Source organism: Bartonella sp. CL435QHHD (assembly GCF_042195095.1).
Taxonomy (GTDB): domain Bacteria; phylum Pseudomonadota; class Alphaproteobacteria; order Rhizobiales; family Rhizobiaceae; genus Bartonella.
Genome location: NZ_JBHINS010000078.1, coordinates 1 through 24,360 on the forward strand (window position 1 = coordinate 1; position 24,360 = coordinate 24,360).

Below are 24,360 nucleotides of genomic sequence, written 5' to 3' on the forward strand. Positions count from 1 at the left end.
CATCGCCTTTTCGAGCAATGGATAATCCAAGTCGTCAATTATATAATCCTCTTTCTACTCTTAGCCACTGTATTTAATCTGATGATGAATATCTTTGCAAACTATTTGAGCGATATGAAATTCGATTACAACCAGAATATAAGCTTCATGTTTGGGGGAGTTCTCATCTTGTCCATTATATCCATCATGCTATTACTCAAACTATCAAGCGTTGCCAATTCTCTCGCAAAAGGCATTACATTCGGACATCTATGGAGGCATAGAAACTAGAGGATATAAAAGCAATGGTTCCCGTAACAGAAGCCTCTAATATCCATATGACAAAATAACAAGAATATCCAATCCTACAGTAAAAAATATTCGCACTGAATTGAGCTGTTTTTATAAATTAAAATAGAATAAAAAAGTAAAATAATTACACACAACGTACTTTACTTTATGTTCAAAATAATAATAATGACAACAAATATCAGGATNACTTTACTTTATGTTCAAAATAATAATAATGACAACAAATATCAGGATATATATAACAATAAAAAGAGTTATATTAAAATGAAGTCGATCATTCTTATAATTTTGATTGCAAACCTTTTATCGGCTTGTGCATTAGCACCAAAGCTAAAACAGCCCAATGATAGGAACCGGGTGCCTATTAATAAAACAATCCCTGCCGAAATCAAGCGAGGAGACAGATGAAAAAGCGATTTATTATAACAGGAATGATCACCCTTTGGGGAATGCTGAATCTAGCTCCAGCATATGCAAATAGCAAAGATGTGGTGTATGATAGAAATAACAAAGGAATCCACCGAACAAAAGACGGTCGAATATATACTACATATTATGGCTTGTCAGATTCAACACGCACTAGAGATGTTAAAGTTAGACGTAAAACAAAGCCAAAATCACCTAAAAAGTCGCGACCTGCTTCAACGCCACAACCTGCTTCAACGCCACAACCTGCTCTATCAGCAGAATATTCGGAAATCCTTCAGCTTTTAAAAAAAGAGGAAATTATTGAGCTCTTAAAAAAACAGCTTGAGTTAAAAAAAGAACAAATTTCGCAAACAGAAAAAGCCTATCAAGCTATAACAAAGAGTCAGAAAACTGGACCTCAGAAAATAGACTTTTCTAGTTTTTTTCTCAAAGAGCCAGAAGCNGTATATAACAATAAAAAGAGTCATATTAAAATGAAGTCGATCATTCTTGTAATTTTGATTGCAAACCTTTTATCGGCTTGTGCTTTAGCACCAAAGCTAAAACAGCCAAATGATAGGAACCGAGTGCCTATTAATAAAACAATCCCTGCCGAAATCAAGCGAGGAGACAGATGAAAACAAAACAAGCAAAACCAGTGAAAGCCGAACAACTTAGAAGTTATTATGAAGAAAGCCGTGGCTTAGAACGTGATCTTATCAATGAATTTATAAGGTCGCGCAGAACGGCATGGCGTGTCGCGAGTACTGTGGGTCTTTTTGGCTTATTCGGTATGATATGTGGAGTTGTTGGATTTTCTCAACCAGCTCCAACTCCCTTAGTATTGCGCGTTGATAATACGACGGGTGCAGTTGATGTTATCTCAATCATGCGTGAACACGAAGAAAGCTATGGTGAAGTTGTAGATAGGTATTGGCTAAACCAATATGTGCTTAACCGCGAAACTTACGACTACGATACCATTCAACTGAACTATGACACAACCGCACTTTTAAGTGCGGCATCTGTTCAACAAGAATATTATAAAATCTATGATGGAGAAAATGCACGGGACAAAGTGCTTTCCAACAAAGCACGTATCACAGTTAAAGTACGATCAATCCAGCCTAATGGACTCGGTCAAGCAACTGTACGTTTTACGACTCAGCAACTTGACAGCAACGGTGCTGCTACTGGACCAAAACAGCACCAGATTGCAACAATTGGTTACACCTATATCGGTGCACCCATGAAATCATCTGATCGATTGCTTAACCCCCTTGGTTTTCAAGTAACAAGTTACCGTTCTGACCCAGAAATACTGTTGAATGATTAAGGAATTGATTGTTATGAAAAAACTTGCGTTCGTTGTTCTATTGTCTTCGTTTTCTTCTCTTTATACGGTACCTGTGCAGGCGCTCAAAAGTCCATCAAATTCACAATATGATCACCGCATTCGCTATATAACATATAACGAAGCCGATGTGGTTCAAATTGAAACAGTTCTTGGTGTGGCAACACATATTATTCTTGAAGAAGGTGAACAGTATATAACTCATGCCTTTGGCGATTCTGAAGCCTATGCCTTTGCTCATAAAGGGCGGCATATTTTTATTAAACCAAAAGCAGAGCTTGCCAATACCAATCTCATCGTTGTAACTGACAAACGGAGTTACAAATTCCGACTACAGTTTCGGAATGACCGTGCGGGATCAACTTATGAATTGGCTTTCCATTATCCCGATTCAAACGATGAAAAGTCAGAAGAAAACAATCGACGCCTTGCGATTGAACGTGGTTTTCACCAAAGCGTCAACGGCTATAATCTCAGTTATACCATGAGCGGTCACCAAGATATTGCTCCGATAAATGCTTGGGACAATGGGCGTATTACTTATTTCAAATTTCCCGCTAACATGGATATGCCATCGATTTATGTCGTAGATGCTGAAGGAAATGAAAGCTTAATACCACGCACCGTTATCGGCAGTTCTAATGATATTATCGCCGTTCATAAGGTCAATCCTAAATGGCTCATACGGCTTGGTAAACGCGCTCTAGCTGTTTTTAATGAAGCCTATGACCCCAATGGCGGCGTACCAAACACAACAGGGACAGTATCTTCGGTGGTTTATCGTATCAATAAAGGAGGAAAATGATGTTTGACAATAAGGAAGGAGAGGGAAAAGGTACAAAACTGGACAACGTCGAGCAAAAACATATTGAAGGTGCCTATGGAGGGTCCGAACTAGGTTCTGAACGTCGTCCGACAATTCCAGGTACCCGTGCATTGTTAGTGGTAGGACTTATTGTCATAGTAACGATACCGATTGCATTGACTTGGAAAGCTTTTACAATGCGTAATACCGTGGAAGTTGAGGAAGAAAAACCACAACAAATAGTACAGCAAATTATACCAAACTACGTCCCTCGGATTATAGAAGAGCCAAAGACTGTAGAAGAAGCAGAAAAATCAACACAAATAGAAGATTCAAACCTAGATATTCCACCGGCCTTGAGTAAGCTTCTTCAAACAGCCATTCCTCCACATATGCTCCAAGATTCTGAAGAATTAGCACGCAAACGTATGCTCAGTTCTAGCCTTAACAACGGTGGTAGCGAAGGATCTACAGATACGAATAATAAAGCATCGAATAATGATACAGGTAATGGCGTATTATTTGATAACCTTCAGCCCGTGCGTTTAGGTCAATCACATGCGATGCAACTTCGTAACCGTGACTTTTTGATTACACAAGGAACGCAAATAGATTGTACGTTAGAAACAAAGATCATTACATCACAACCCGGAATGACGACGTGCTATTTAACACGCGATATTTATTCCACAAGTGGACGTGTTGTTTTGCTTGACCGTGGTTCTAAAGTCGTTGGTTTTTACCAAAGTGGCATACAACAAGGACAAACGCGCGTGTTTGTGCAATGGTTACGCATCGAAACGCCTTCTGGTGTTGTTGTCAATCTTGACTCACCAGGCACAGGTCCTCTAGGTGAAGCGGGTATTGGTGGCTGGGTTGACAGACATTTTTGGGAGAGATTTGGTAGTGCAATTATGGTAAGCATTATCGGTGATTTAGGAGAATGGGTAAGAGGAAAAGTTAATAAAAGCAGCAAAGAAAATAAAGAGAATTCACAAAATAAAGATGCTCAGAATGCTGAATCTATAGCAATCGATGTTCTTCAAAATTCCATCAATATCACACCAACACTTTACAAAAACCAAGGCGAACGAGTAAATATTTTTGTTGCTCGTGATCTGGATTTCAGCAATGTCTACAGTCTCGTCACACGTTAACCCGATACAGAAAGATCAAGCAGTTTTTCAGCTTCTGCAACCGCTTGATTGTTTCTTAGAAGATCCCACGATCACTGAATTATCGATTTGCCGCCCCTATGAAGTATGGACGAAAAGCTTTAAGGGTTGGCAAGTACATAGCGTACCAGAGTTAACAACCACTTTTTTGCAAACGCTTATTACAGCTATTATCGTTTATAACGGTATGGCTCCCAGAAGTATTAATTATGTGCTCTTGCCTGGTGGACAACGTGGTACAATTATACAAACACCAGCTGTTGTTGATGGTGCTCTTTCCTTTGTAATTCGTAAACATTCTCTTGTAGTTAAGACGTTAGAAGAACTCAAAGAAGAAGGGGCATTTGACGATTTTTCTGATGTAAGTTTTAATAAGCCTTCAGCAAAAGAAGCCAATAACTTGTTATCGAAGCAGGACTTCACACGGTTGGAACCATTTGAAGTTCAACTTTTGCAACATAAACGTGATGGAAAAATTCTTGAATTTTTACAAGAATGCGTCCTTCACAAACGCAACATTATTATTGCAGGTAAAACAGGATCTGGTAAAACAACATTTGCCCGCTCTTTAATTGAAAAGGTTCCTGTAGAGGAGCGTATTATCACAATTGAAGATGTTCATGAGCTTTTTCTACCCAATCATCCCAATCATGTACATATGATTTATGGTAACAATGTAGGCCGTGTTTCAGCTGAAGAGTGTCTAGATGCGTGTATGCGTCAGTCGCCCGACCGAATTTTTCTCGCTGAATTGCGAGGCAATGAAGCATGGGAATATCTCAATTCGCTCAACACTGGCCATCCCGGATCGATTACAACGACGCATGCCAACAGCGCTTTGCAGACATTTGAACGATGTGCCACCTTGATTAAAAGATCAGAAGTTGGCCGGCAACTCGAGTTAGAAATGATAAAAATCGTTCTCTATACAACAGTTGACGTAGTGTTGTTCTTTAAAGATAGAAAACTCTCTGAAGTCTTTTACGACCCAATTTTTGCTAAATCAAAAATCGCTTAAGGGAAGCTTCCTCTCTCGGTAAGATGATACAAACAAACAATAGCCGTAACTAGTTGTTACGGCTATTTATTTAACTTTTCCTATTCTCTTTTCTTTTCCAATGGATCTTCTACACTCTTCATGAATAAAAGAAGAAAAAAGTTAATAGACAACAACTCTACGAGAAAACCAAATTATACATAAGGCTCTCTCTATTCTCTTACCTTTGATCATTCTTCCCATTTATCTTTTGAAAAAGTATGTTTAATGCAAAAAAATAGCTATAAAATAAATATTTCAACAAAAGAAAAGAAGCAATTTTGATTCGCATATCAATGAAAGCTTCGTAAAACAGGTCCTTTCAATCATAATAAATAATTATCGTCATCAAGACCAAAACTTATCGTTTAAAAATTCTAAGCGCTATTTTCAAGTGATTAATAAATATGTTTTTTCACCAAACAATCTCCAGATACGGAAAACCTCATACGAAATAAACTATCATTTCGATTTAGCATCCATAAACCACATTCTATTTGGTAATAAAAAGTATAGTGGCATATCGACGTCTTCTTCGGACGAAGAAAGATTCTTAACCTACGGCTGTTCGTAAACAACTAAATTTCTCTTAAGCAAGCTTTGCTAACCATATCACGTAGCTTATGTCCCCATCCTAAAGAGGATATCCATAGACTACACAGGTAAGCTCTACTCTCTGAATATTCCTGCTCTCTTCTCTGCACCTCAAAAAGCAAAAATTCCTAAAAGCACAGATATACAATCCCTCTTCTTAAGCCACGTCACATTGATTTATAAAGAGTGTTCATTATTTTGCGTGTTGGATAAAAGATCTTAGTACCGTAAGATTCTCTCATTTCAAAGCTGTCTATTAACCAAAACCATGCTCTTGCACATTACAAGCGAATAAAGCCGTATAGAATGAAACTGTACAAAAAAGCACTAAAAATACCTTTTATAAACCATCCAAAATGCCAAAAACTGTCGCAACATTGGGAGTTTGCAAAGTGTCTAATGGCACCCAACTTTCTCTTTTATGAAGTGTAAAAATGGAGATGCTCTATAAATTTTATATTATTCATCGGAGCTTTACCATTATACCATCCACGAGCACTGTCGCGAAATGAGCTGGGGGCTCCTTAAAGAAAGGTTTCTTTAAAACAAGCGCATAAATTGACAAGCCAGGTGTATTTGGGTTGGGGCGTTCTGTTTTGTATAAGGATTGTGATCTTATTAAAAAACGAGAGAAACAAAAGCGTGAAGCAATGCATAATCTCTATTATTTAAAAGACATTACTCTAGATACTTTTGAAAGTCATAAAACTGAACTAAAAAATGACGGCAAAATAGAAACTGGTTTGCACCTTTACAGCTTCATATTCTCCTCAAATTAGGAGGCTGTATACCGATTTCAAAGATTACGCCAACGAGAGATACGTAATACTCTTAATTCCCATCTGGTAAGTAAAAGCTGCAACAGCAAAAGCTTTTTTAGAAAAACAACGCCATAAAGTCATTAATGAACAGGCAATGAATTGGAGAAATGTTCCAGATTTTTATCAAACACTCTGCAAAGCAACAATAATGATACAACTGGCTTTGCGTCTGCTTATTCTTACAGAGGTTTCTACCATCCCTTGCATCAATTCGTGAAAATCAGATTGAAGGGGATATATGGACAATTCTTGGCTTGAGAATATAAAAGGTCTGCGTAATACTACAGGAGATTTCAGCATACCCTTATGATCAGAAGCATTAAAAATTTTAAAACAAGCGTGCTTGTTTTTTCGCAATGATTTCTTTTTTCTGCAACCGGTCGTGGTCCTTATTAATGTGAGTTTCCTATCACAATATATAAGAGAGATTAGTCTGAAAACCTGTCCACGTAGATTTCGCTCTAGTTTACGTAATTGGCTAACAGACTCCACCTATCACACCTCAAAGGGTGAAGCTTTTTACACGCACTGAGCTGCAAATTATCCGCCTCCTCGCCTAGCAGATTTCACCTTCTAACCACTTTAATTACCACATCCTAAATAAGATAGTGTTTTACAGCACAACAGAATAAATATCAAAACAATGACCGATTATACCGTTAATACTTGGACACCTCTCTTTCATGTTAAGAAATATCTTTTATGCTAAAAAATAAAATAAAAAACACTTTTACTGCTTAAATAACTTTCTTCAGCATATATACAAGAAAAAATGAAATCCCCTAACATAATAAATGAGACCTAAACCTAGAAACCTCTATTTTTTATAGATAAAAACATATAAAATCAAAACCTATGAAACTCATAAAAACACAACATGTTTTCTTTGATGATTGAATTCATTCAACTCAAACGAACCTATAAACATCCCTATTCCACATTCGCAACACGTGTTCTTAGAATTCTCACTAGCGTTTTCTAAATTTTTGGAAAAAACTATAAATTTGATATTTTTTAAAAACGTCTTATTTTCTCTTTAATGAATTTAAATCTATGACGTTACAATAGTTTTAAATTACAGCCCCCTTAACTGTATGATTATCTCTACACAAAAGAGAGGGATTTTACGTTCTCCATTTTGAGAACTATAAATTTTGTTTTTTAATGCGATTAACAATAAAATCTTTAAAATAAAAAATATGACCTTTATATATAATGCTTTTATCAAAAATTCCTAATCCATGAATATTAGCAATGTTTTCGATATTATAATAAATGTGTCGTAAAATGACGAACTGTCATAATAATCACTCCTGTGTATTTCATTTAAATAATTTACATGCGTTTAATGTTTGTATCAGCATTTATTTTTTGTTCTATATTTATACAGAGTTATCATTTTTTATAAAAAATGATTAATTGAATCTGCATCAAAATATAAATTATGATAATAATTTAATAAAAATAAAAACACATAGCATATTGATTTTATTGTTTTTACATAGAACGCTATTTAAAGTATAGTCTACTCGAAAGACTAATGCCTTTTTAAAGGCAATAATAACTATGCTAACCGCCTCATAGAAGCCAATAAATTTTTAGATATTAAGCCTCAAAGAGGCACAAAAAACACGCACAATTTTCTATTTTTCTTTTTACTGTTCGTTAAAAGGTCAGTTTTCAAAGATAATATTCAACTATGAGTTTTCTGCTCAGCCATTGCAAGAATTGCTTAACTTTTTAGGGATTACTTCACTTTTAGAATGATTATAGCTACTGCGCCCCCATAAGCAGCCGATCTTCTTTTAGAGATTTAATTGCTAAAAGGAGATACAATTTTCCACCTTGCGCTTTATTTTCATCAATCAGTAAATTTTCAAAGGCGGCGTTCAACCATGAGTTTTTTAATTTCAGCAATCGCTTTCGCTGGATTTAATCCCTTTGGACAAGTTTGCGCACAATTCATAATCGTATGGCAACGATAAAGGCGGAAAGGATCTTCTAAATTATCAAGACGTTCACCACACATCTCATCACGTGAATCCGCAATCCAGCGATAAGCTTGAAGCAAAACAGCGGGACCCAAATAACGATCACCGTTCCACCAATAACTTGGACATGAAGTCTGACAACACGCACACAAAATACACTCATAAAGACCATCGATTTTTTGGCGATCGGAGTGACTTTGTAACCATTCTTTTGCAGGTTCAGGAGAAACTGTTTGTAACCAAGGCTCAATAACTCGGTGTTGCGCATAAAAGCGATTCAAGTCAGGAACCAAATCTTTAACAACCGGCATGGAAGGCAAAGGATAGACTTTAATGGGGTGTTTTACATCATCCATACCTTTGGTACAAGCCAATGTATTGGTTCCATCAATATTCATCGCACATGAACCACAGATGCCTTCACGGCAAGATCGACGAAGTGTCAAAGTTGGATCAATATGGTTTTTAATAAACAAAAGCCCATCAAGAATCATAGGACCACAAGCAGAACGATCCACATAATAAGTATCTAAATGAGGATTTTCCTCATCATCAGGCGACCAACGATACACGTGAAATTCCGTCAGCTTTGTAGCACCTTCAGGTTTAGGCCAAACCTTTCCCGGTTTTACTTGAGAGTTTTTGGGAAGCTTAATTTGTACCATATTTCATTCTCCCCTTAATAAACCCGTTTTTTAGGTGCAATGCGCTTTAAATCGATCCCACCATCAGCTTCAGATGTTAATGGGTCCACATGGACAGGTCGATATGATAATGTCACCTTACCCTCTTTTGACAAATGTGAAAGCGTATGTTTACGCCAGTTTTTATCATCACGCTCTGGATAATCTTCACGAGCATGAGCGCCACGGCTTTCTAAACGTGCTTCGGCAGAATGAACAGTCATGATTGCATTCGCCATGAGATTTTCAAGCTCTAATGTTTCAACCAAATCAGAATTCCATATCAGAGAACGATCTGTGACTTTGAGATCCGACAATTCCCCCCAGATTTTATTCATCCGCTGACATCCTTGTTGCAAAGAATCTTCTGTACGGAATACTGCCGCATCTTCTTGCATCGTGCGCTGCATTTTTTCACGCAATAGAGCTGTTGGTATCGCCCCTTGTGCAAAACGTAAACGATCAAAACGCGCTATAATTTCGTCAACAGCTTCTTCATTGAGGGGTGGAATTTCTGCATTCCGATCAATAACTTCCCCCGCGCGAATGGCAGCAGCACGACCAAACACCACAAGATCAATTAATGAATTTGACCCCAAGCGATTAGCCCCATGAACAGAAGCACATCCTGCTTCTCCTACCGCCATCAGCCCTGGTTGAATACGATCAGGCGAATCAGCCGTTGGATTGAGAACTTCCCCGTAGTAATTGGTAGGAATCCCACCCATATTATAATGGACCGTTGGCAAGATGGGGATAGGCTCTTTTGTTACATCCACACCTGCAAAAATCCGAGCTGATTCCGAAATTCCCGGTAAACGCTCGTGCAAGATTGCAGGATCAATATGGTTGAGAACCAAATGAATATGGTCCTTCTTAGGTCCAACACCACGTCCTTCACGAATTTCAAGTGTGATACAACGCGAAACCAAATCACGTGAAGCCAAATCCTTAAAGGAAGGTGCATAGCGCTCCATAAAGCGTTCGCCTTCAGAATTGATTAAATAGCCTCCTTCACCACGAGCTCCTTCTGTAATTAAGCAGCCAGAACCGTAAATCCCTGTCGGATGGAATTGCACAAACTCCATATCCTGAAGTGGCAATCCAGCACGTGCGATCATTCCACCACCATCACCCGTACAGGTATGCGCCGATGTCGCGGAAAAATAAGCGCGTCCATAACCACCGGTTGCAAGAACAACCATTTTAGCAGAAAAACGATGTATTGTACCATCATCGAGATTCCATGCCACAACCCCCGTACAAACCCCATCCGTCATGATGAGATCGAGTGCAAAATATTCAATAAAAAATTGCGCATTATGCTTTAAGCTTTGTCCATAAAGCGTATGCAAAATGGCGTGGCCTGTACGATCAGCGGCTGCGCAAGTACGCTGAACAGGTGGACCTTCACCAAATTGTGTCGTATGTCCACCAAAAGGACGCTGATAAATTTTGCCTTCTTGCGTCCGCGAAAAAGGAACGCCATAATGTTCTAATTCATACACAGCAGCAGGAGCATTACGCACCAAATATTCCATTGCGTCGGTATCACCCAACCAATCAGAACCTTTCACGGTATCATATAAATGCCACTGCCAATTATCAGGTCCCATATTTGAAAGCGATGCAGCAATTCCCCCTTGTGCTGCAACCGTGTGTGAGCGCGTTGGAAAAACCTTCGTAATACAAGCTGTCTTTAATCCTTGTTCCGCCATACCCAATGTTGCACGTAATCCTGCACCACCTGCCCCAACAACAACAACATCAAATTTATGATCTACAGTGCGATAAGGGGCGTTACCTGCTTTAGCGCCCAGAGATGATCCTGTACCCGCCATATTTGTTTAACCCCCTAATGCAATTTTCAAAAGAGAAAAAATAATGATACCACCTATGAGAAAACAAAATAAAATATTTAACGTCAAAAAGAATATCCGGAAACCTTCACGTGGAATATAATCTTCAATCACCACTTGCATACCAAGTTTCATATAATAAAGGACCGAAAAAGTCATCAATCCCATCAAAATAGCAACAATAGGATGTGCAAGTCTTGCACGCACAATGCTATAGTCCTTTCCCACAAGCGAAAGAATAAGAACAATAAAAAATATCAAAAGTGGTAGATTGATAAACCCTGTCAAACGTTCTAGCCAAAAATGCTCTGTTCCTTCATGAGCACTGCCACGCCCCCGTACTTTTCCAAGTTCCGTTCGAAAATCTTTTTTCATATCTCTTTTCACCCCCAGCTAAACAACGGTATATCCAATAATCCAAATCGCAAAAGTAACAATAAGAGAAATAAACACTGTCGCCCAAGCAGTGACTGTTGCCTTTTCTTTTGCCAAAAGGCAAGGTTTCAGATCCCAAACAATGTGGCGAACACCACCAACCATGTGATGAACCCCTGCCAAAGTATAAAGAAACAAAATACACAATCCAAACCAAGAACTATAAATCTCGTGAACCGTTCTGAATGCCTCCTCCCCGCACGCAATAGCAATTAACCAAACAGCAAGAAAAACCGTTCCAACATAAAGTGCCATACCCGTAATGCGGTGTGCAATGGACATAGCCATAGTAATTGTCCAACGATAAATACTTATATGAGGGGAACGAGGGCGCTCTTTTATCCTAGTTGTCTCTGTCATAAAATATCCTGACCTGGTTTTTACTGCAACCGCAATGAACGAGAAAGTTCGCGCAAAACGACTAAATATATTCTCTCGTTTTCACTTGTTTGGCATCTCAAGATACCGATACTACAGGTCGGTTGTCTCAAATAACGGATTAAAGGTCACGCATAAAAAAACCGATTACTCCACGGATATGATCCGCAAAACTTGCTTTAATCTAATACAATTTTATCTTCACGTCAAAGGTCTAACATCTTTTCTCAAATATAAACAGAAATTTTTTCAGATTAAACTTATCCTTTTGAGTATCCATGATATATGCAATGGTATCTTAAATTGCACCCATGATTAAGGATAAAAAGAGGAAAAAATTGATAGATTAAACATTTTTATGTCCCCTCCAAGCCTTTTAAAAGGCAAAACGAATCACGAAAGACACAAATAAGCGGCATAAAAGCCGCTTTTGCATAAAGTTTAGCCGATATAATCTTTACTCAGCAACTTTCTTTTCAACATCTGTGCTGACAGATGCTGCTTCTACTTTCTCAATAACCTTTTCAGCTTTTTTCCGATAATCTCTCTTTTCAGCGATACGCGCAGCTTTACCTCTCAAACCACGAAGATAATAGAGTTTTGCACGGCGCACTTTACCACGGCGCACCAGCTCAACACCTTCAATCAACGGAGAATAAACAGGAAACACCCGTTCCACCCCTTCACCATAAGAAATCTTGCGCACTGTAAAGGTCTCATTCAACCCACCGCCTGAACGTGCAATACAAACACCTTCATAAGCCTGAACACGCGTCCGCGTACCCTCCGTCACACGCACCATGACACGAACTGTATCTCCTGGCTTAAAGGCTGGAAATTGGCGCTTTTCTTCAATTTTTGCACATTGTTCAGCTTCAAGTTGTGCGATAATATTCATTTCTTTTATCCTTCATGTTCTTTATCGAACAGTCAGAGCGCTCAACTCTTACCAAAAAAGCCTTTATTAAGAATAAGGAGCTCTTTAGGCTATGTCTTACACAGGAGCGAATACACCATTCCTTCATTTTAATTTTGGAACTACAGAAAACCTTTTATAAAAAACTCTCTAAAAAGAGAGCCATGCAATACACTACCTTATCATATGAATCAAGTTTTCTGATGATTTTTATCATAACGCGCATAAAGATCAGGGCGACGTTGACGTGTTAACAATTCGGCTTGGCTTTGACGCCAATCTGCGATCGCTTTGTGATGACCTGAGAGCAATACAGGCGGAATACCCCGCCCTTCGAAAAGAGAAGGGCGTGTATATTGCGGATGTTCCAGCAAGCCATTTTCAAAACTTTCACACCTTGCAGAAGCTGCATTCCCCATCACTCCAGGCAGAAGACGTATAATAGCATCTAAGATAACCAATGCGGCTGTTTCACCCCCTGAAAGAATATAATCACCAATAGAAACTTCTTCTAATTCTCGTGCTTCTATGACTCGCTCATCAACCCCTTCAAAACGTCCACAAACTAACGTTACACCCGTATCACGAGCCAAGCTATGCGCGTAAGCTTGGTCAAAAGGGCGCCCACGTGGACTCATCAACAATCTTGGCGAATCCTGTGGACAACAATCAAGAGCCGCCGCCAATACATCCGCCCGCATTACCATACCCGCCCCCCCACCAGCAGGTTTATCATCAACGCTATGGTGTTTGTCTAAAGCAAAATCCCTAATCTGTACCGTCTCCAGTGACCAAATTCCGCGCTCTAAAGCTTGCCCTGCTAAAGAATACCCTAAAAAACCAGGAAACATTTCAGGATAAAGGGTTAAAACGCGCGCCTGAAACTTCATTTTATTTCTCATCCTTATTTTCTTAAACAGACTCTTAATAGCAAAAATAGCACAAACAAGATTTTTAACGCTATAGCGTTAAATTGAATCTCCTTGATCTGCGCTTTATTCAATACGATCCTTCTAAATACTTGCACTAAAAAAGACTCTAAAAACTCAGAACTATTTCGAGATAAAGTGCTTACAATATCTGCTCAAAAGTGCATTTTTAATATTTCCACACATTCCACTTTTTATTGACGAAATTTATCTGTTATTTTTTCCTTCATCTTTATTTTTAGATTCAAGCTATTTCCTTTTTATCATTGTCTCCCCCATCACTTAAACCAGCTGCCATGGGATCAACAACAAGAAAACCAGAATTCATACAAACTTCTGGTACCGCCGCCTTACTAAAGGGAATAAGGACTCTTTTACCCGTATTCAAACGTATTTCAAGCAAATCACCAGCCCCGAAATTAAAAAAACCACACACTTCACCTAAGATTTTTCCCCCACAATCTTGGACACACAAGCCTATTAAATCGACTTGATAAAACTCATCCTCCATCAAATCATCAATTAATTGATCACGCGTCACATAAAGGCGAATACCTTTTAAAGACTCAGCCGCATTACGATTTTCTATCCCTTTAAAACGTACAATCGCCTTATTTTTTTGTATGCGAAGAGTTATAATTTCATAAGAACGCCCCATATCATCATAAAGAGTGCTGTAAAACTTAAAACGCTGTGGCTCAGCACTTAGAATTTTAACAAAAACATCTCCTTTTATACCATGAGGCATACCAATAATGGCAAGATAGACTTTATTTTTAAGCTTTTCTTTATTATACTTCATACGAAAATATTATCTCTCAAAAATGAACCCTTCAATCTTATAGTTTTCTATTCAATCTTGTTGCCATATGAGACAATCTTCTAAAAGACCTTTCTTGGTAACAAAAACAAATTAATAAAGGAGAAAGTCTTATGGCAAATATTATGCTATTTTACAAAGATATCACGCCAATCAACAAAGTTTCCCATAAAAATCTAAAATTTGCTCCTCCAAGTGATATGTCTTTTGCCAAGGATACTCACTGGGTTCCTTTAGCAAGTACTGAATATTTTCAAGCAGCACTAGACTATCCTATTTTATTTATGTGCGCCGAAGATGAACAAAAAAAACGGCACTACACATCCGCAGCTCTTGTCGGCCTTTCTAATGACGAAAATGACTATATCGCTTCTGATAAAAGTTGGAAAAATAATACTTATGTTCCTGCTTTTGTCCGTCGCTATCCTTTTGTTTTGGCACAAATTAGCAATGAAAAAGAACTTTCTGTTTGCTTTGATCAACAGTCAGGTATGTTTAATGAAGTTGCAGGAACAGAACTTTTTAATTCCGACGGCTCTATTTCTCCTTTTATGGAAGAACGTATTCGTTTTCTTGAAAGTTTTAAAATCGCTATGGAAAAAACCTCTGAGTTTATTGATGCTCTTGTAGAAATGGATCTTCTAAGCCAAAAATCTATCAATGTGAAAAACGATAAAGGTCTCTCAGCTCAATTAGAACATTTTTGGGTTGTTGATGAAGAAAAATTGAATAAATTATCAGCAAGCCAACTTGCCAAACTTCATAAAAATGGCTTTTTAGGATTAATTTTTGCGCATTTGATGTCAACGCACAATCTTGTGAAAATACTCTCTCTCAAAGGTGAAAAGCAACTTATCAATCGTGAAGAGCAACCCCAAAACAAGAATGGTCATTCTAACGATGAAAAATCTAAAAAGAAAGAAACTCTCAACTAGATAATGCCTATCAAAAACGACAAGAGAAAAGATGAAAATATTCCTCTCATTCCAGCAGACCATGCAATTTTAAACGCAAGGAAAAATTGGTTAGAGTGTCTTACCCAAACACGTCGTATGTCAGCACAAACAGTGCAAGCCTATGAACGTGATACGCGGCAATTTTTGTCTTTTCTCTGTCAACACTTAAGTCATACACCAACCCTTACAGATCTTGCTCATTTACGCATCAGTGACTTGCGTGCTTATCTTGCTTATCGGCGTACAAACAATGTAAGTGCTCGTTCTTTAAGCCGCGGAGTAGCAGGCATCCGTTCTTTTTTCAAGTACCTATCACGTGAAGGAATCGTCAATGTTCCGGCGGCTCAACTTATCCGAAGCCCCAAACACCCAAGATCGCTCCCAAAACCTTTAGCGATCAAATCAGCACTTCACATAGTCAAACAAGAAAACCAGCTAGAAAATGAACCTTGGATTAGCGCTCGTAATGCGGCTGTCCTCATGCTTCTCTATGGCTGTGGAATGCGAATATCAGAAGCCTTAAGCCTCACACCAGAACAATTTTCTGATCCTGAAAAAACAAGTTTATTTATAACAGGAAAAGGTGGAAAAACACGCCTTGTTCCTCTCATCAAAATTGTTTACGAAGCTGTACAAAATTATCTCAAATGTTGCCCATATCCTTTAGTGGATAACCAACCCATATTTCGCGGGGCACGAGGCGGTCCCCTACAGCCCGCCATTATTCAGAAAACTGTACGCAACTTACGAGCAAGCCTTGGTTTACCAGAAACTGCAACGCCCCATACACTGCGCCATTCTTTTGCCACCCATCTTTTATCACGGGGGGGAGATTTGCGCACGATTCAAGAACTTCTTGGGCACGCTAGTCTTTCCACCACACAAATCTATACCCATGTCGATACAGACCATTTGTTAAAAATTTATCAAAAGGCCCATCCCCGTTCCTAAAAGTGTCTCATCAAAAAATTAGAGTGTTTCAACCTCAAGTGCCAAAGCATGAACACAAGTAGCTAACTCTTCTTGTAAAACTTTATAAATCGCTCGATGTATTTCTACGCGTGTCATATTAGAAAAAGAAGAAGATAAAATTTTCACTCGAAAATGTGTTTCTCCTTTACCATCAAAAGCATGTTCATTATGAGAATGCCCCTCATGAAGATGACTTTCGTTAATCACTTCAAGCTTTTGCGGATGAAAAGCATCCTGAAGCTTTCTCTGGATTATTGTTTCTATAAACATTTTTCATTCCTCAAACAAAATGAACGTGCAAAAATACACCTTTTTCATAATAGAATAAGTGTGAAAACAAATTTTTCAAAAGTCAATTCTTGTAAAATTAATCAATTTTGCATAAACCAATAATATGACAATAACATCTAAATTATTCGATTCAATTCGCATAAGCTCAAATAAAAAACAAAACGCTGAGCCAGAAGCACAACAGTGTCAGTGGGAAGGTTGTGAAAAAACAGGGGCCCATAAAGCACCAGCAGGTCGAAATCACGAAGGACAATATTTATATTTTTGTATTGAACACGTACGTGCCTATAATAAAAATTTTAATTACTTCTCTGGTCTTAGCAATAAAGATATCGCAAAATTTCAAAAGGATGCTCTCACAGGACATCGTCCGACATGGCCTACAGATCTGAGCAATGGTACATCGAAAAAAACAGCCGCTAATTATGCAAAGATTCGCTCTGGAACAGCTGCCTATCAAAATCGTATGCGCGATCCCTTCACGCTTTTCACTGGGCAGCATTCAAGCAATAAATTCTCACGAAAATTAAAGCCCTTAGAAGCAAAAGCTTTTGATACACTGGGACTACAGGCAAACGCTTCAGCAGAAGACATCAAAATGAAATATAAAGAATTGGTAAAAAAGCACCATCCTGATTCCAATGGTGGTAATCGTGCTTCAGAAGAGCGCTTTCGTGATGTTTTACATGCTTACAATTTGCTAAAAAAGTCTGGTTTGTGCTGAAAACATGCGCTTATATGAGTCTATTTTCATTTAGACCATCATTATTTGCGCAAAATGTTATTTTTTTTGCAAAACATTATAGAATACGTAAAAAATCTTTCTTCAATATCTAAGGCTCTCATTATAGAGCATTGCATAAATACTCTAACTCTTGTATCGTTTCTAATGAATAAATAGCATCCTCTCCCTTCCAGAAACACAATGACAAATCTTACCGTTGAAAATTTGCCCGATATTACACTTTGTGCTCGCGATCTATTTCATATTGAAACAGATCTGAAAGTCCCTGCTTTTAGCACAAAAAGTTCCCATGTTCCTGATATCGATTCTGATTATCTTTTTGATCAGCAAACAACTTTAGCGATTCTCGCAGGTTTTACCTTCAACCGCCGTGTAATGGTTTCTGGCTATCACGGTACAGGGAAATCAACGCATATTGAACAAATTGCTGCACGTCTCAATTGGCCTTGTCTTCGAATTAATCTCGATAGTCATGTAAGTCGTATCGATCTTGTAGGAAAAGACGCTATCGTTTTAAAAGATGGCTTACAAATCACTGAATTTAAAGAAGGCATTTTGCCATGGGCTTATCAAAATAATATTGCTCTTGTTTTCGACGAATATGATGCGGGGCGTCCCGATGTTATGTTTGTCATCCAACGCGTTCTTGAAACCTCTGGAAAACTAAGCTTACTTGATCAAAGCCGAGTCATCTCTCCACACCCAGCCTTTCGTCTTTTTGCAACAGCAAACACCATTGGTCTTGGTGATACAACTGGTCTCTATCATGGTACCCAACAGATCAATCAAGCTCAAATGGACCGCTGGTCTATTGTTACGATACTCAATTATTTACCCCATGATAAAGAGGTTAATATCATTTGTTCAAAGGTCAAATCCTTTCAAACGACTGAAGGAAAAAAGATAATTTCACAAATGGTTCATGTTGCTGATATGGTACGCCAATCTTTTATCAATGGAGATCTTTCAACTGTCATGAGTCCACGTACCGTCATTACTTGGGCAGAAAATACAACGATTTTTCAAGATGTCGGCTTTGCCTTCCGATTAACCTTTCTCAATAAATGTGATGAACTCGAACGTGCCACTGTTGCAGAATTTTATCAACGCGCCTTTGGACAAGAGCTTCCCGAATCACTTATTCATGGTGTTTCGCCTTAAGGAATCTGTCACTCATGGCTACCGATATTGGCGACAACAAAAATCCGGCAAAAGATTCTTCCAACAACACTCTTAATATTGAAGCTTTTAAAAAAGCACTTTCCACCTGTATGCGTGCAATTGCAGGCACAAACAACCTTGAAGTTTCCTTTAGTCATAACCGACCATCTTTAAGCGAAAGTTGCGCGCGTTTACCAGAATTACCTCAATACGCAACGAATAAAGACATCACCATTACCCGCGGATTAGGTGATTCCATGGCTCTGCGCAAAGCATGGCATGATAACCGCATTCACATGCAATTTTCTCCACTAGAATCAGAAGCACGTGCTGTCTTTGATGCCTTAGAACAAACACGTGTTGAAGCAATTGGTACTTTAGCCATGGAGGGGCTTGCAAAAAATCTTGATATCATGCTCGCCGATAAATACAAAAGAGCCCATTATCATAAGATTAGCAACCAAAGTGAAGCCCCCATCCAAGAAGCAATTGCACTTTTATTGCGTGAAAAAATAACAAAGCGCGCAGCTCCAAGAGAAGCGGGTCCTGTCTTAGAACTGTGGCGTCAAGAACTCGAACAAAAAGCAGCAGCAGAACTCAATGAACTCCCACATCATATTTACAACCAACAAGATTTTGCACAGATTGTTCGCCAAATGCTTGTTACACTCAAAATGACAGTGCAACAAGCTGAAGCTTCTAACAGTGAAAACAATAAAAAATTAAAAAATGCGTGTGAACCTCAAGACCAAGGAGAAGAAGAGAGTAAAAACAAAAAACACGCTCAAAGTGAAGAACAAACCAGCACTGAACAAGAAAGTGATGTGCAAGATGACGGAAAAACACAAGCGACACAATCAAACAACAATGATCAAGCTGACGGCGAGCAAAAAAATGGACCTTGGCAAGAAAAGCCGAGCAAACCCAAACACCTTTTTTCTGATTCGGAACAAATGGAAAGACTTGGCAATTATAAAATCTTCACCCGTCAATTTGATGAAATTTTGGAAGCAACAGATTTTTGTTCTGAGAACGAGTTAGATCACTTACGCCGTTATCTTGATAAGCAAATCAATCATCTCCAAAACATCGTTGGACGTTTAGCAAACCGTCTCCAGCGCCGCTTGATGGCGCAACAAAATCGCAACTGGAAATTTGACCTTGAAGAAGGATATCTTGATACAGCACGGCTTCCACGTCTAATTATTGACCCCATGCAACCCCTTTCTTTTAAAATGGAAAGCAACACCCAATTTCGGGACACAGTTGTTTCACTTCTCATTGATAATTCAGGCTCAATGCGCGGACGCCCCATTAGCGTTGCTGCAAGTTGTGCTGATATTTTGGCACAAACTCTTGAGCGTTGTGGTGTCAAAGTTGAAATTTTAGGTTTTACCACCAAAACTTGGAAAGGGGGCAAATCGCGCGAACAATGGCTTACCCAAAACAAACTCCATAATCCTGGACGCCTCAATGATTTATGCCATATCATCTATAAAAGTGCTGATACCCCATGGCGTCGCGCACGACGCAATTTAGGTTTGATGATGCAAGAAGGATTATTAAAAGAAAATATCGACGGAGAAGCTTTGATTTGGGCTCATCAACGCCTTTTATCACGGCGTGAACAACGTCGCATCCTCATGGTCATTTCTGATGGCGCTCCTGTTGACGATTCGACATTATCGGTCAACGCCAGCAATTATTTAGAAAAACACTTACGCGCAGTGATTCAAGAAATCCAAACACACTCCCCTATCGAACTCATTGCCATTGGAATTGGTCATGACGTCACACGTTATTATCAACGTGCTGTAACAATTATGAATGCTGAAGAACTCGCCGACGCCATAACAAAACAATTAGAAATACTTTTTAGTGATAAAAGGACTCATTTTCATAAGAAATAAACCTGCCTTAAATCAGCAACGATTACATTTAAAACATTATCTCTATCATTAAACCATCGGAATTTGATGACTAACAACCTGAGAAGATAATCCCACAAATTGAATAGCGAACTTTAAAGAAACTTCTACTTTACTGGATGCATTATAAATTCTAAAAGAAATGCTCCAACCATCTTCAAAAATTATAATGAGTTTGTTTTTACTTTCTGGTTTTAGTGCAACTGATAAAACTTTTCTTGGAATTTTTCATTTACGTCCATATCCCAGAGTGCCATTCAAATTAAAAGACTGAATAATTACCCGTTTTTGTCTCGATCTTGTGTTATTTCATTATATTTAAATATTGAAATACACGTATATAGAAAAATATCTCCACTAGACATAGCTCTAAAGTGCTGCTCTCACAGAAAATATAATGCATAGACTTTCACCTTCAGTAACACAAAAAGATAAAAGTTGTATTTATTATAAGCAAAAAAAGAATCATCCAAAGAGGATATTTTAAACACTAAGAATTATTTTATAAAAGAATCGGCATAAATGGATTCATAGCAATTTTTCGGCAAAAATCGCTAAAGCAAGCGAAAGCCAACCTGTTCCCTAACCTTCCCAAAACAGTACTCACCACGGGTGATCTATCAACATAAGCTCCCATCTCCTAGATAAAAGAAAAAATCTTTACTCACATAAAATATAAGAAAAACACGAAAAAAAGAATATTACTTCATTCACGAAAAAGAACACACCATTATATATCTTATCCGCACTCCTACTTTAAAGAAACATTCTTCCTTGCTTCCAAGCTTATTTCACGACAGCGCCCATATATGGCATAATGCAAAATCCAGAATCATCCTTTACTTTACAAGCTACAAGCCAAAAGCAAAATCCTACTTTCAAGCTTCCAATGTTTTTAAGATAAATCAATATACTTCCAGCGCCTAATATTGCACTTCTATTACATTAAAGCTCTTCATAAGAGTATTGCTTTCTCAAATGACGTTGTCCGCACGCCAATTCCTCTTATAACATAGGCAAGCAAATGATTTTTATTAACTCAATATAAGAGTATTTAAAACGCGTAAAATTTTATGATATTGAGCTCTTTCACTCAAATGAAAAATATAAGTTATCATTTTAAATCAATCTATTAATAAACATCAGTTGCAATTTCTGTCACATTTAATCATTTGTAAAAAGTATATTAGCCCCTTCTCAAACAAATGACTTTATCTTTTCCTCACAAGAGAATTTTGAAATAAAAAACGCGTTTTGTGTTGGAACTCTTACTTAAGTTGGCAAATGATAAAGTATCCATTATAAATAACGTGCCACACCAAGCATAGCGTACAATTTTCTTGGCTTCATGAAAAAAAGACAAAAATCATTATTTGTGACAAACAAAAGAAGAATCATCCTTTGAATGACTTTGATAAAGAGGAAGCTTTACAATATTAAGAATTGTCCCATAAGGAATCAACATCAACAGGCTCATAATAATTTTTACCGAAAAATCACCAAAAGCAAGCGATAGCCAAACTGGTATGCCTATCCCTCCCAAAACAGTACTCTCCACCAGTGAACTATCAGCATACCCTGTTATCTTATCAAGAACAGAAAACGAGCTAGAAAAAGCAAGAGCAAAAAACAGCACTGTATCCAAAGCTGAACCAACCAACGCTGCTGCTAAAGGTGCTTTCCACCATGTTTTACGTCGTAAAGGAGTAAAAACAACAATATCAAGGAGTTGCCCAAATAAAAATGCAAAACTAGAAGCAAGGGCAAGCCGTGGTGTCGCCAATATCCAAGAAACAAAGACCCCCGCAAAAAAACCAGCATAAACCACACGCCGCGCCGCAGATGGACCATAAAAACGATTGGTTAAATCATTGATCAGAAAAGCAAATGGATAGGTAAAAGCCCCATAAGTCAACAGCTCATTTAAATCAAACCAATAGACAGGATATTGAACCAAAATATTAGAAGCCGTAACAGCAAGGCACATTGCAAAAATAGAAAAAACAACATACCTTTTCTTTTGCTGTTCTAATAAAGGACCGCTTGAAGACATTTTTTTTAACCTGGGATATGGAACCAAATAAAATGAAACGATCAACCTGCAAAAAACTTAACTTCTAGAACAGAAAACCGAAATCAAAGCGTTAATAAACCAAAAAGAATGGCGCTAACAATTACGCTGCCTGTTCAGCCTTTTGCTCACCTTCTTGCTCAGCTTTTTTCTTAATGATTTGGCGTTTTAGCAAACGCGCACGTTGCGACAACTCTTTATCATCTGCTTTAACTAAAAAACCATCAAGGCCACCACGATGCTCAACAGAACGCAATGCACTTGCTGAAATACGCAAGCGATAACTTTGCTGTAACACCTCTGAAATCAATGTCACATTGCAAAGATTTGGTAAAAAACGACGCCGTGTCTTATTATTCGCATGGCTAACATTATTACCATACAGAACCGTTTTCCCTGTCAATTCACATGCACGAGACATAAACTTCACCCTTAAACTCTAAGAAACTTTCAAATCCCCATACCCAAAGGACACAATGAACGCAAAACACGCGCAATGCAACCTTGAACGGGCATCATTGGGAAGTTTCTTTCTAATAGGGGGTCGACAACAAAAGGTCAAGTCTTTTATAAAACCTTTTTCATCTCTTACGGGCTCATTTTTCATCTTTTTCCTCAATAAGACGTGCAAATTCCGCCAAAAAGCGTACAAAATGTTTTTTTTAAATACATACCATGTTAGAATAAAAGCCTATTGTCCCGAAAGGAAGCATAAATCATGAGCAAAAAAGGGCCCCCCATGACAAAGCTTCAGGGAAATTCTTGCCGTTTTTCTTATTTTTTATTTGGAACTTTATGTATTTGTTTTTTTCTTCTCTTCAGTGCATTAGGTATATGGCAAGTACAACGGTTAAACTGGAAAACAAATCTTATCACCAGTGCTAATCAGCGCATTCATTTACCCCCCATAAAAGCCCCCAAAAAAAATCAATGGTCAGATGTTACTTTTGAAAAATATGAATATCAACCTGTTGTTATCACAGGAAAATTTTTAACAGATAAAAATATTTTAGTCACTGCTGCCGCTCAAAATACTACAGGCTATTGGGTTTTGACTCCTTTACAAACTGCTGATAATACACTGATCTTTATCAACCGTGGCTTTATCCCCATGGATGAACGTAATAATTTTCAAAACTCAGAGAAATCGCATACAAATGCCTCATCTCAGCAAAATTCTACCACGGACACAGAACAAACAATGATTATAGGTTTATTACGCATGAGTGAAAAAAATGGATTTTTCCCGCGTAAAAATAATCCTGACAAGAATTTATGGTATACGCGCGATCTCCCCGCTATGGCACAAAAACTTGGTTTGTCCACTGTTGCTCCTTATTTCATTGATGCCAGAAAAACATCTCCACAAGCAAATCTTCCCGTCGTTGGTCTTACGATTATTCATTTTCGAAATAATCATCTCGTTTATGCAATCACGTGGTTTATTTTAGCTGCTGGTGTGTTAGGAGGTTTTCTTTTTCTGCTACGGCAAAAAAACTAAAAAAATACCTCTTACATCTCAAGTAACAAAAATTTTTAGAATCTTGAAAACTGATAAAGAGAATAAAATCTACCAACTTGCGCCTTTGTTAAATAAAGATCATAGGCATACAATAGATCTTTATACCATTCACAAAAGATTTACGCGACACTCTTTAAAAAATCATCATAAAACGAGGGTTTATTCATTAAAAATGTAATGCCCAAAAATGTGAAGCAATGCATTATCTCCACTCTATAA

24 protein-coding genes and 1 pseudogene are annotated in these 24,360 nt (G+C 38.0%); 14 read left to right on the top strand and 11 right to left on the bottom strand.

Going from position 1 to position 24,360, the window contains the following annotated elements; genetic code table 11:
* From ACFILH_RS07030 to ACFILH_RS09460, 8 genes and pseudogenes are all read left to right on the top strand, one after another.
* A partial coding sequence (locus ACFILH_RS07030) for a type IV secretion system protein (RefSeq protein WP_375667580.1) occupies positions 1 to 270 on the top strand: 270 nt, incomplete at its 5' end.
* Between the two features lie 285 nt (positions 271 to 555).
* Positions 556 to 699 (top strand): TrwH protein, encoded by a 144-nt coding sequence (locus ACFILH_RS07035; protein WP_273790050.1) that lies wholly within the window; start codon positions 556 to 558, stop codon positions 697 to 699.
* 494 nt (positions 700 to 1,193) lie between these two features.
* A complete protein-coding gene (locus ACFILH_RS07040; protein ID WP_273791747.1) occupies positions 1,194 to 1,337 on the top strand; it encodes a TrwH protein in 144 nt (47 codons plus the stop codon).
* Complete coding sequence (locus ACFILH_RS07045; RefSeq protein ID WP_273790051.1) at positions 1,334 to 2,035, top strand: virB8 family protein; 702 nt, start codon at positions 1,334 to 1,336, stop codon at positions 2,033 to 2,035. Before ACFILH_RS07040 ends, ACFILH_RS07045 begins: the two co-directional genes overlap by 4 nt.
* 13 nt (positions 2,036 to 2,048) lie before the next feature.
* Complete coding sequence (gene virB9 / locus ACFILH_RS07050; protein WP_273790052.1) at positions 2,049 to 2,858, top strand: P-type conjugative transfer protein VirB9; 810 nt, start codon at positions 2,049 to 2,051, stop codon at positions 2,856 to 2,858.
* Positions 2,858 to 4,015 (top strand): type IV secretion system protein VirB10, encoded by a 1,158-nt coding sequence (gene virB10, locus ACFILH_RS07055; protein WP_375659826.1) that lies wholly within the window; start codon positions 2,858 to 2,860, stop codon positions 4,013 to 4,015. The genes virB9 and virB10 overlap by 1 nt, the downstream gene beginning before the upstream one ends.
* Entirely contained in the window at positions 3,990 to 5,051 is a 1,062-nt protein-coding gene (virB11, locus tag ACFILH_RS07060) for a P-type DNA transfer ATPase VirB11 (RefSeq protein WP_273790054.1), read from the top strand. The genes virB10 and virB11 overlap by 26 nt, the downstream gene beginning before the upstream one ends.
* 1,120 nt (positions 5,052 to 6,171) lie before the next feature.
* Positions 6,172 to 6,977: pseudogene (locus ACFILH_RS09460) on the top strand (integrase); the annotation flags it as partial.
* A gap of 1,383 nt (positions 6,978 to 8,360) precedes the next feature.
* On the opposite strand, the gene ACFILH_RS07065 reads toward ACFILH_RS09460, so the two are convergent.
* The 7 genes from ACFILH_RS07065 to rimM form a co-directional block, all read right to left on the bottom strand.
* Positions 8,361 to 9,140, bottom strand: a complete 780-nt coding sequence (locus tag ACFILH_RS07065; RefSeq protein WP_273790055.1) for a succinate dehydrogenase iron-sulfur subunit — start codon at positions 9,138 to 9,140, stop codon at positions 8,361 to 8,363.
* Between the two features lie 14 nt (positions 9,141 to 9,154).
* The gene (gene sdhA / locus ACFILH_RS07070; RefSeq protein WP_273790056.1) at positions 9,155 to 10,999 is read right to left on the bottom strand and encodes a succinate dehydrogenase flavoprotein subunit; all 1,845 of its coding nucleotides are present in this window, start codon (positions 10,997 to 10,999) and stop codon (positions 9,155 to 9,157) included.
* 6 nt (positions 11,000 to 11,005) lie between these two features.
* Positions 11,006 to 11,392 carry a succinate dehydrogenase, hydrophobic membrane anchor protein gene (gene sdhD / locus ACFILH_RS07075; RefSeq protein ID WP_273790057.1) on the bottom strand — a complete coding sequence of 129 codons (387 nt, stop codon included), beginning with the start codon at positions 11,390 to 11,392 and terminating at the stop codon, positions 11,006 to 11,008.
* An 18-nt stretch (positions 11,393 to 11,410) separates the two neighbouring features.
* Positions 11,411 to 11,812: a succinate dehydrogenase, cytochrome b556 subunit gene (gene sdhC, locus ACFILH_RS07080; protein ID WP_254492571.1), complete on the bottom strand. Its 402-nt coding sequence runs from the start codon at positions 11,810 to 11,812 to the stop codon at positions 11,411 to 11,413.
* 475 nt (positions 11,813 to 12,287) lie between these two features.
* On the bottom strand, positions 12,288 to 12,728 hold the full coding sequence (gene rplS, locus ACFILH_RS07085; protein WP_273790058.1) for a 50S ribosomal protein L19: 441 nt from the start codon (positions 12,726 to 12,728) through the stop codon (positions 12,288 to 12,290).
* Between the two features lie 209 nt (positions 12,729 to 12,937).
* Positions 12,938 to 13,636, bottom strand: coding sequence for a tRNA (guanosine(37)-N1)-methyltransferase TrmD (gene trmD, locus ACFILH_RS07090; RefSeq protein ID WP_273790059.1), 699 nt, complete (start codon positions 13,634 to 13,636; stop codon positions 12,938 to 12,940).
* A gap of 283 nt (positions 13,637 to 13,919) precedes the next feature.
* Positions 13,920 to 14,477 (bottom strand): ribosome maturation factor RimM, encoded by a 558-nt coding sequence (gene rimM, locus ACFILH_RS07095; protein WP_375667582.1) that lies wholly within the window; start codon positions 14,475 to 14,477, stop codon positions 13,920 to 13,922.
* A gap of 131 nt (positions 14,478 to 14,608) precedes the next feature.
* Between rimM and ACFILH_RS07100 the strand changes: the two genes are divergently transcribed.
* Positions 14,609 to 15,430, top strand: coding sequence for a SapC family protein (locus ACFILH_RS07100; protein ID WP_375630713.1), 822 nt, complete (start codon positions 14,609 to 14,611; stop codon positions 15,428 to 15,430).
* 3 nt (positions 15,431 to 15,433) lie between these two features.
* Entirely contained in the window at positions 15,434 to 16,402 is a 969-nt protein-coding gene (locus ACFILH_RS07105; protein ID WP_375630711.1) for a tyrosine recombinase XerC, read from the top strand.
* Positions 16,403 to 16,420: 18 nt separating this feature from the next.
* Here ACFILH_RS07105 and ACFILH_RS07110 read toward each other — a convergent pair whose 3' ends face one another.
* Complete coding sequence (locus ACFILH_RS07110) at positions 16,421 to 16,693, bottom strand: BolA family protein (RefSeq protein ID WP_375622119.1); 273 nt, start codon at positions 16,691 to 16,693, stop codon at positions 16,421 to 16,423.
* A 124-nt stretch (positions 16,694 to 16,817) separates the two neighbouring features.
* On the opposite strand from ACFILH_RS07110, the gene ACFILH_RS07115 reads away from it, so the two are divergent.
* From ACFILH_RS07115 to cobT, 3 genes are all read left to right on the top strand, one after another.
* A complete protein-coding gene (locus tag ACFILH_RS07115) occupies positions 16,818 to 17,438 on the top strand; it encodes a J domain-containing protein (RefSeq protein WP_273790064.1) in 621 nt (206 codons plus the stop codon).
* A 201-nt stretch (positions 17,439 to 17,639) separates the two neighbouring features.
* Positions 17,640 to 18,620 carry a cobaltochelatase subunit CobS gene (gene cobS, locus ACFILH_RS07120; RefSeq protein ID WP_273790065.1) on the top strand — a complete coding sequence of 327 codons (981 nt, stop codon included), beginning with the start codon at positions 17,640 to 17,642 and terminating at the stop codon, positions 18,618 to 18,620.
* 14 nt (positions 18,621 to 18,634) lie between these two features.
* Positions 18,635 to 20,530 carry a cobaltochelatase subunit CobT gene (gene cobT, locus ACFILH_RS07125; RefSeq protein WP_375637339.1) on the top strand — a complete coding sequence of 632 codons (1,896 nt, stop codon included), beginning with the start codon at positions 18,635 to 18,637 and terminating at the stop codon, positions 20,528 to 20,530.
* A 48-nt stretch (positions 20,531 to 20,578) separates the two neighbouring features.
* Here cobT and ACFILH_RS07130 read toward each other — a convergent pair whose 3' ends face one another.
* From ACFILH_RS07130 to rpmB, 3 genes are all read right to left on the bottom strand, one after another.
* Positions 20,579 to 20,773, bottom strand: a complete 195-nt coding sequence (locus ACFILH_RS07130) for a HaeIII family restriction endonuclease (RefSeq protein WP_375658048.1) — start codon at positions 20,771 to 20,773, stop codon at positions 20,579 to 20,581.
* Positions 20,774 to 21,917: 1,144 nt separating this feature from the next.
* Entirely contained in the window at positions 21,918 to 22,601 is a 684-nt protein-coding gene (locus tag ACFILH_RS07135; RefSeq protein WP_375662793.1) for a VUT family protein, read from the bottom strand.
* A 121-nt stretch (positions 22,602 to 22,722) separates the two neighbouring features.
* Positions 22,723 to 23,040 carry a 50S ribosomal protein L28 gene (rpmB, locus tag ACFILH_RS07140; RefSeq protein WP_273787609.1) on the bottom strand — a complete coding sequence of 106 codons (318 nt, stop codon included), beginning with the start codon at positions 23,038 to 23,040 and terminating at the stop codon, positions 22,723 to 22,725.
* Between the two features lie 297 nt (positions 23,041 to 23,337).
* Between rpmB and ACFILH_RS07145 the strand changes: the two genes are divergently transcribed.
* The gene (locus tag ACFILH_RS07145; RefSeq protein ID WP_375664877.1) at positions 23,338 to 24,120 is read left to right on the top strand and encodes an SURF1 family protein; all 783 of its coding nucleotides are present in this window, start codon (positions 23,338 to 23,340) and stop codon (positions 24,118 to 24,120) included.
* The last annotated feature ends 240 nt before the right edge of the window (positions 24,121 to 24,360 follow it).

Coding starts and splice junctions, on each gene's coding strand:
- ACFILH_RS07035 (WP_273790050.1), top strand. CDS start 556: ATGAAGTCGATCATTCTTATAATTTTGATTGCAAACCTTTTATCGGCT.
- ACFILH_RS07040 (WP_273791747.1), top strand. CDS start 1,194: ATGAAGTCGATCATTCTTGTAATTTTGATTGCAAACCTTTTATCGGCT.
- ACFILH_RS07045 (WP_273790051.1), top strand. CDS start 1,334: ATGAAAACAAAACAAGCAAAACCAGTGAAAGCCGAACAACTTAGAAGT.
- virB9 (WP_273790052.1), top strand. CDS start 2,049: ATGAAAAAACTTGCGTTCGTTGTTCTATTGTCTTCGTTTTCTTCTCTT.
- virB10 (WP_375659826.1), top strand. CDS start 2,858: ATGTTTGACAATAAGGAAGGAGAGGGAAAAGGTACAAAACTGGACAAC.
- virB11 (WP_273790054.1), top strand. CDS start 3,990: ATGTCTACAGTCTCGTCACACGTTAACCCGATACAGAAAGATCAAGCA.
- ACFILH_RS07065 (WP_273790055.1), bottom strand. CDS start 9,140: ATGGTACAAATTAAGCTTCCCAAAAACTCTCAAGTAAAACCGGGAAAG.
- sdhA (WP_273790056.1), bottom strand. CDS start 10,999: ATGGCGGGTACAGGATCATCTCTGGGCGCTAAAGCAGGTAACGCCCCT.
- sdhD (WP_273790057.1), bottom strand. CDS start 11,392: ATGAAAAAAGATTTTCGAACGGAACTTGGAAAAGTACGGGGGCGTGGC.
- sdhC (WP_254492571.1), bottom strand. CDS start 11,812: ATGACAGAGACAACTAGGATAAAAGAGCGCCCTCGTTCCCCTCATATA.
- rplS (WP_273790058.1), bottom strand. CDS start 12,728: ATGAATATTATCGCACAACTTGAAGCTGAACAATGTGCAAAAATTGAA.
- trmD (WP_273790059.1), bottom strand. CDS start 13,636: ATGAAGTTTCAGGCGCGCGTTTTAACCCTTTATCCTGAAATGTTTCCT.
- rimM (WP_375667582.1), bottom strand. CDS start 14,477: ATGAAGTATAATAAAGAAAAGCTTAAAAATAAAGTCTATCTTGCCATT.
- ACFILH_RS07100 (WP_375630713.1), top strand. CDS start 14,609: ATGGCAAATATTATGCTATTTTACAAAGATATCACGCCAATCAACAAA.
- ACFILH_RS07105 (WP_375630711.1), top strand. CDS start 15,434: ATGCCTATCAAAAACGACAAGAGAAAAGATGAAAATATTCCTCTCATT.
- ACFILH_RS07110 (WP_375622119.1), bottom strand. CDS start 16,693: ATGTTTATAGAAACAATAATCCAGAGAAAGCTTCAGGATGCTTTTCAT.
- ACFILH_RS07115 (WP_273790064.1), top strand. CDS start 16,818: ATGACAATAACATCTAAATTATTCGATTCAATTCGCATAAGCTCAAAT.
- cobS (WP_273790065.1), top strand. CDS start 17,640: ATGACAAATCTTACCGTTGAAAATTTGCCCGATATTACACTTTGTGCT.
- cobT (WP_375637339.1), top strand. CDS start 18,635: ATGGCTACCGATATTGGCGACAACAAAAATCCGGCAAAAGATTCTTCC.
- ACFILH_RS07135 (WP_375662793.1), bottom strand. CDS start 22,601: ATGTCTTCAAGCGGTCCTTTATTAGAACAGCAAAAGAAAAGGTATGTT.
- rpmB (WP_273787609.1), bottom strand. CDS start 23,040: ATGTCTCGTGCATGTGAATTGACAGGGAAAACGGTTCTGTATGGTAAT.
- ACFILH_RS07145 (WP_375664877.1), top strand. CDS start 23,338: ATGAGCAAAAAAGGGCCCCCCATGACAAAGCTTCAGGGAAATTCTTGC.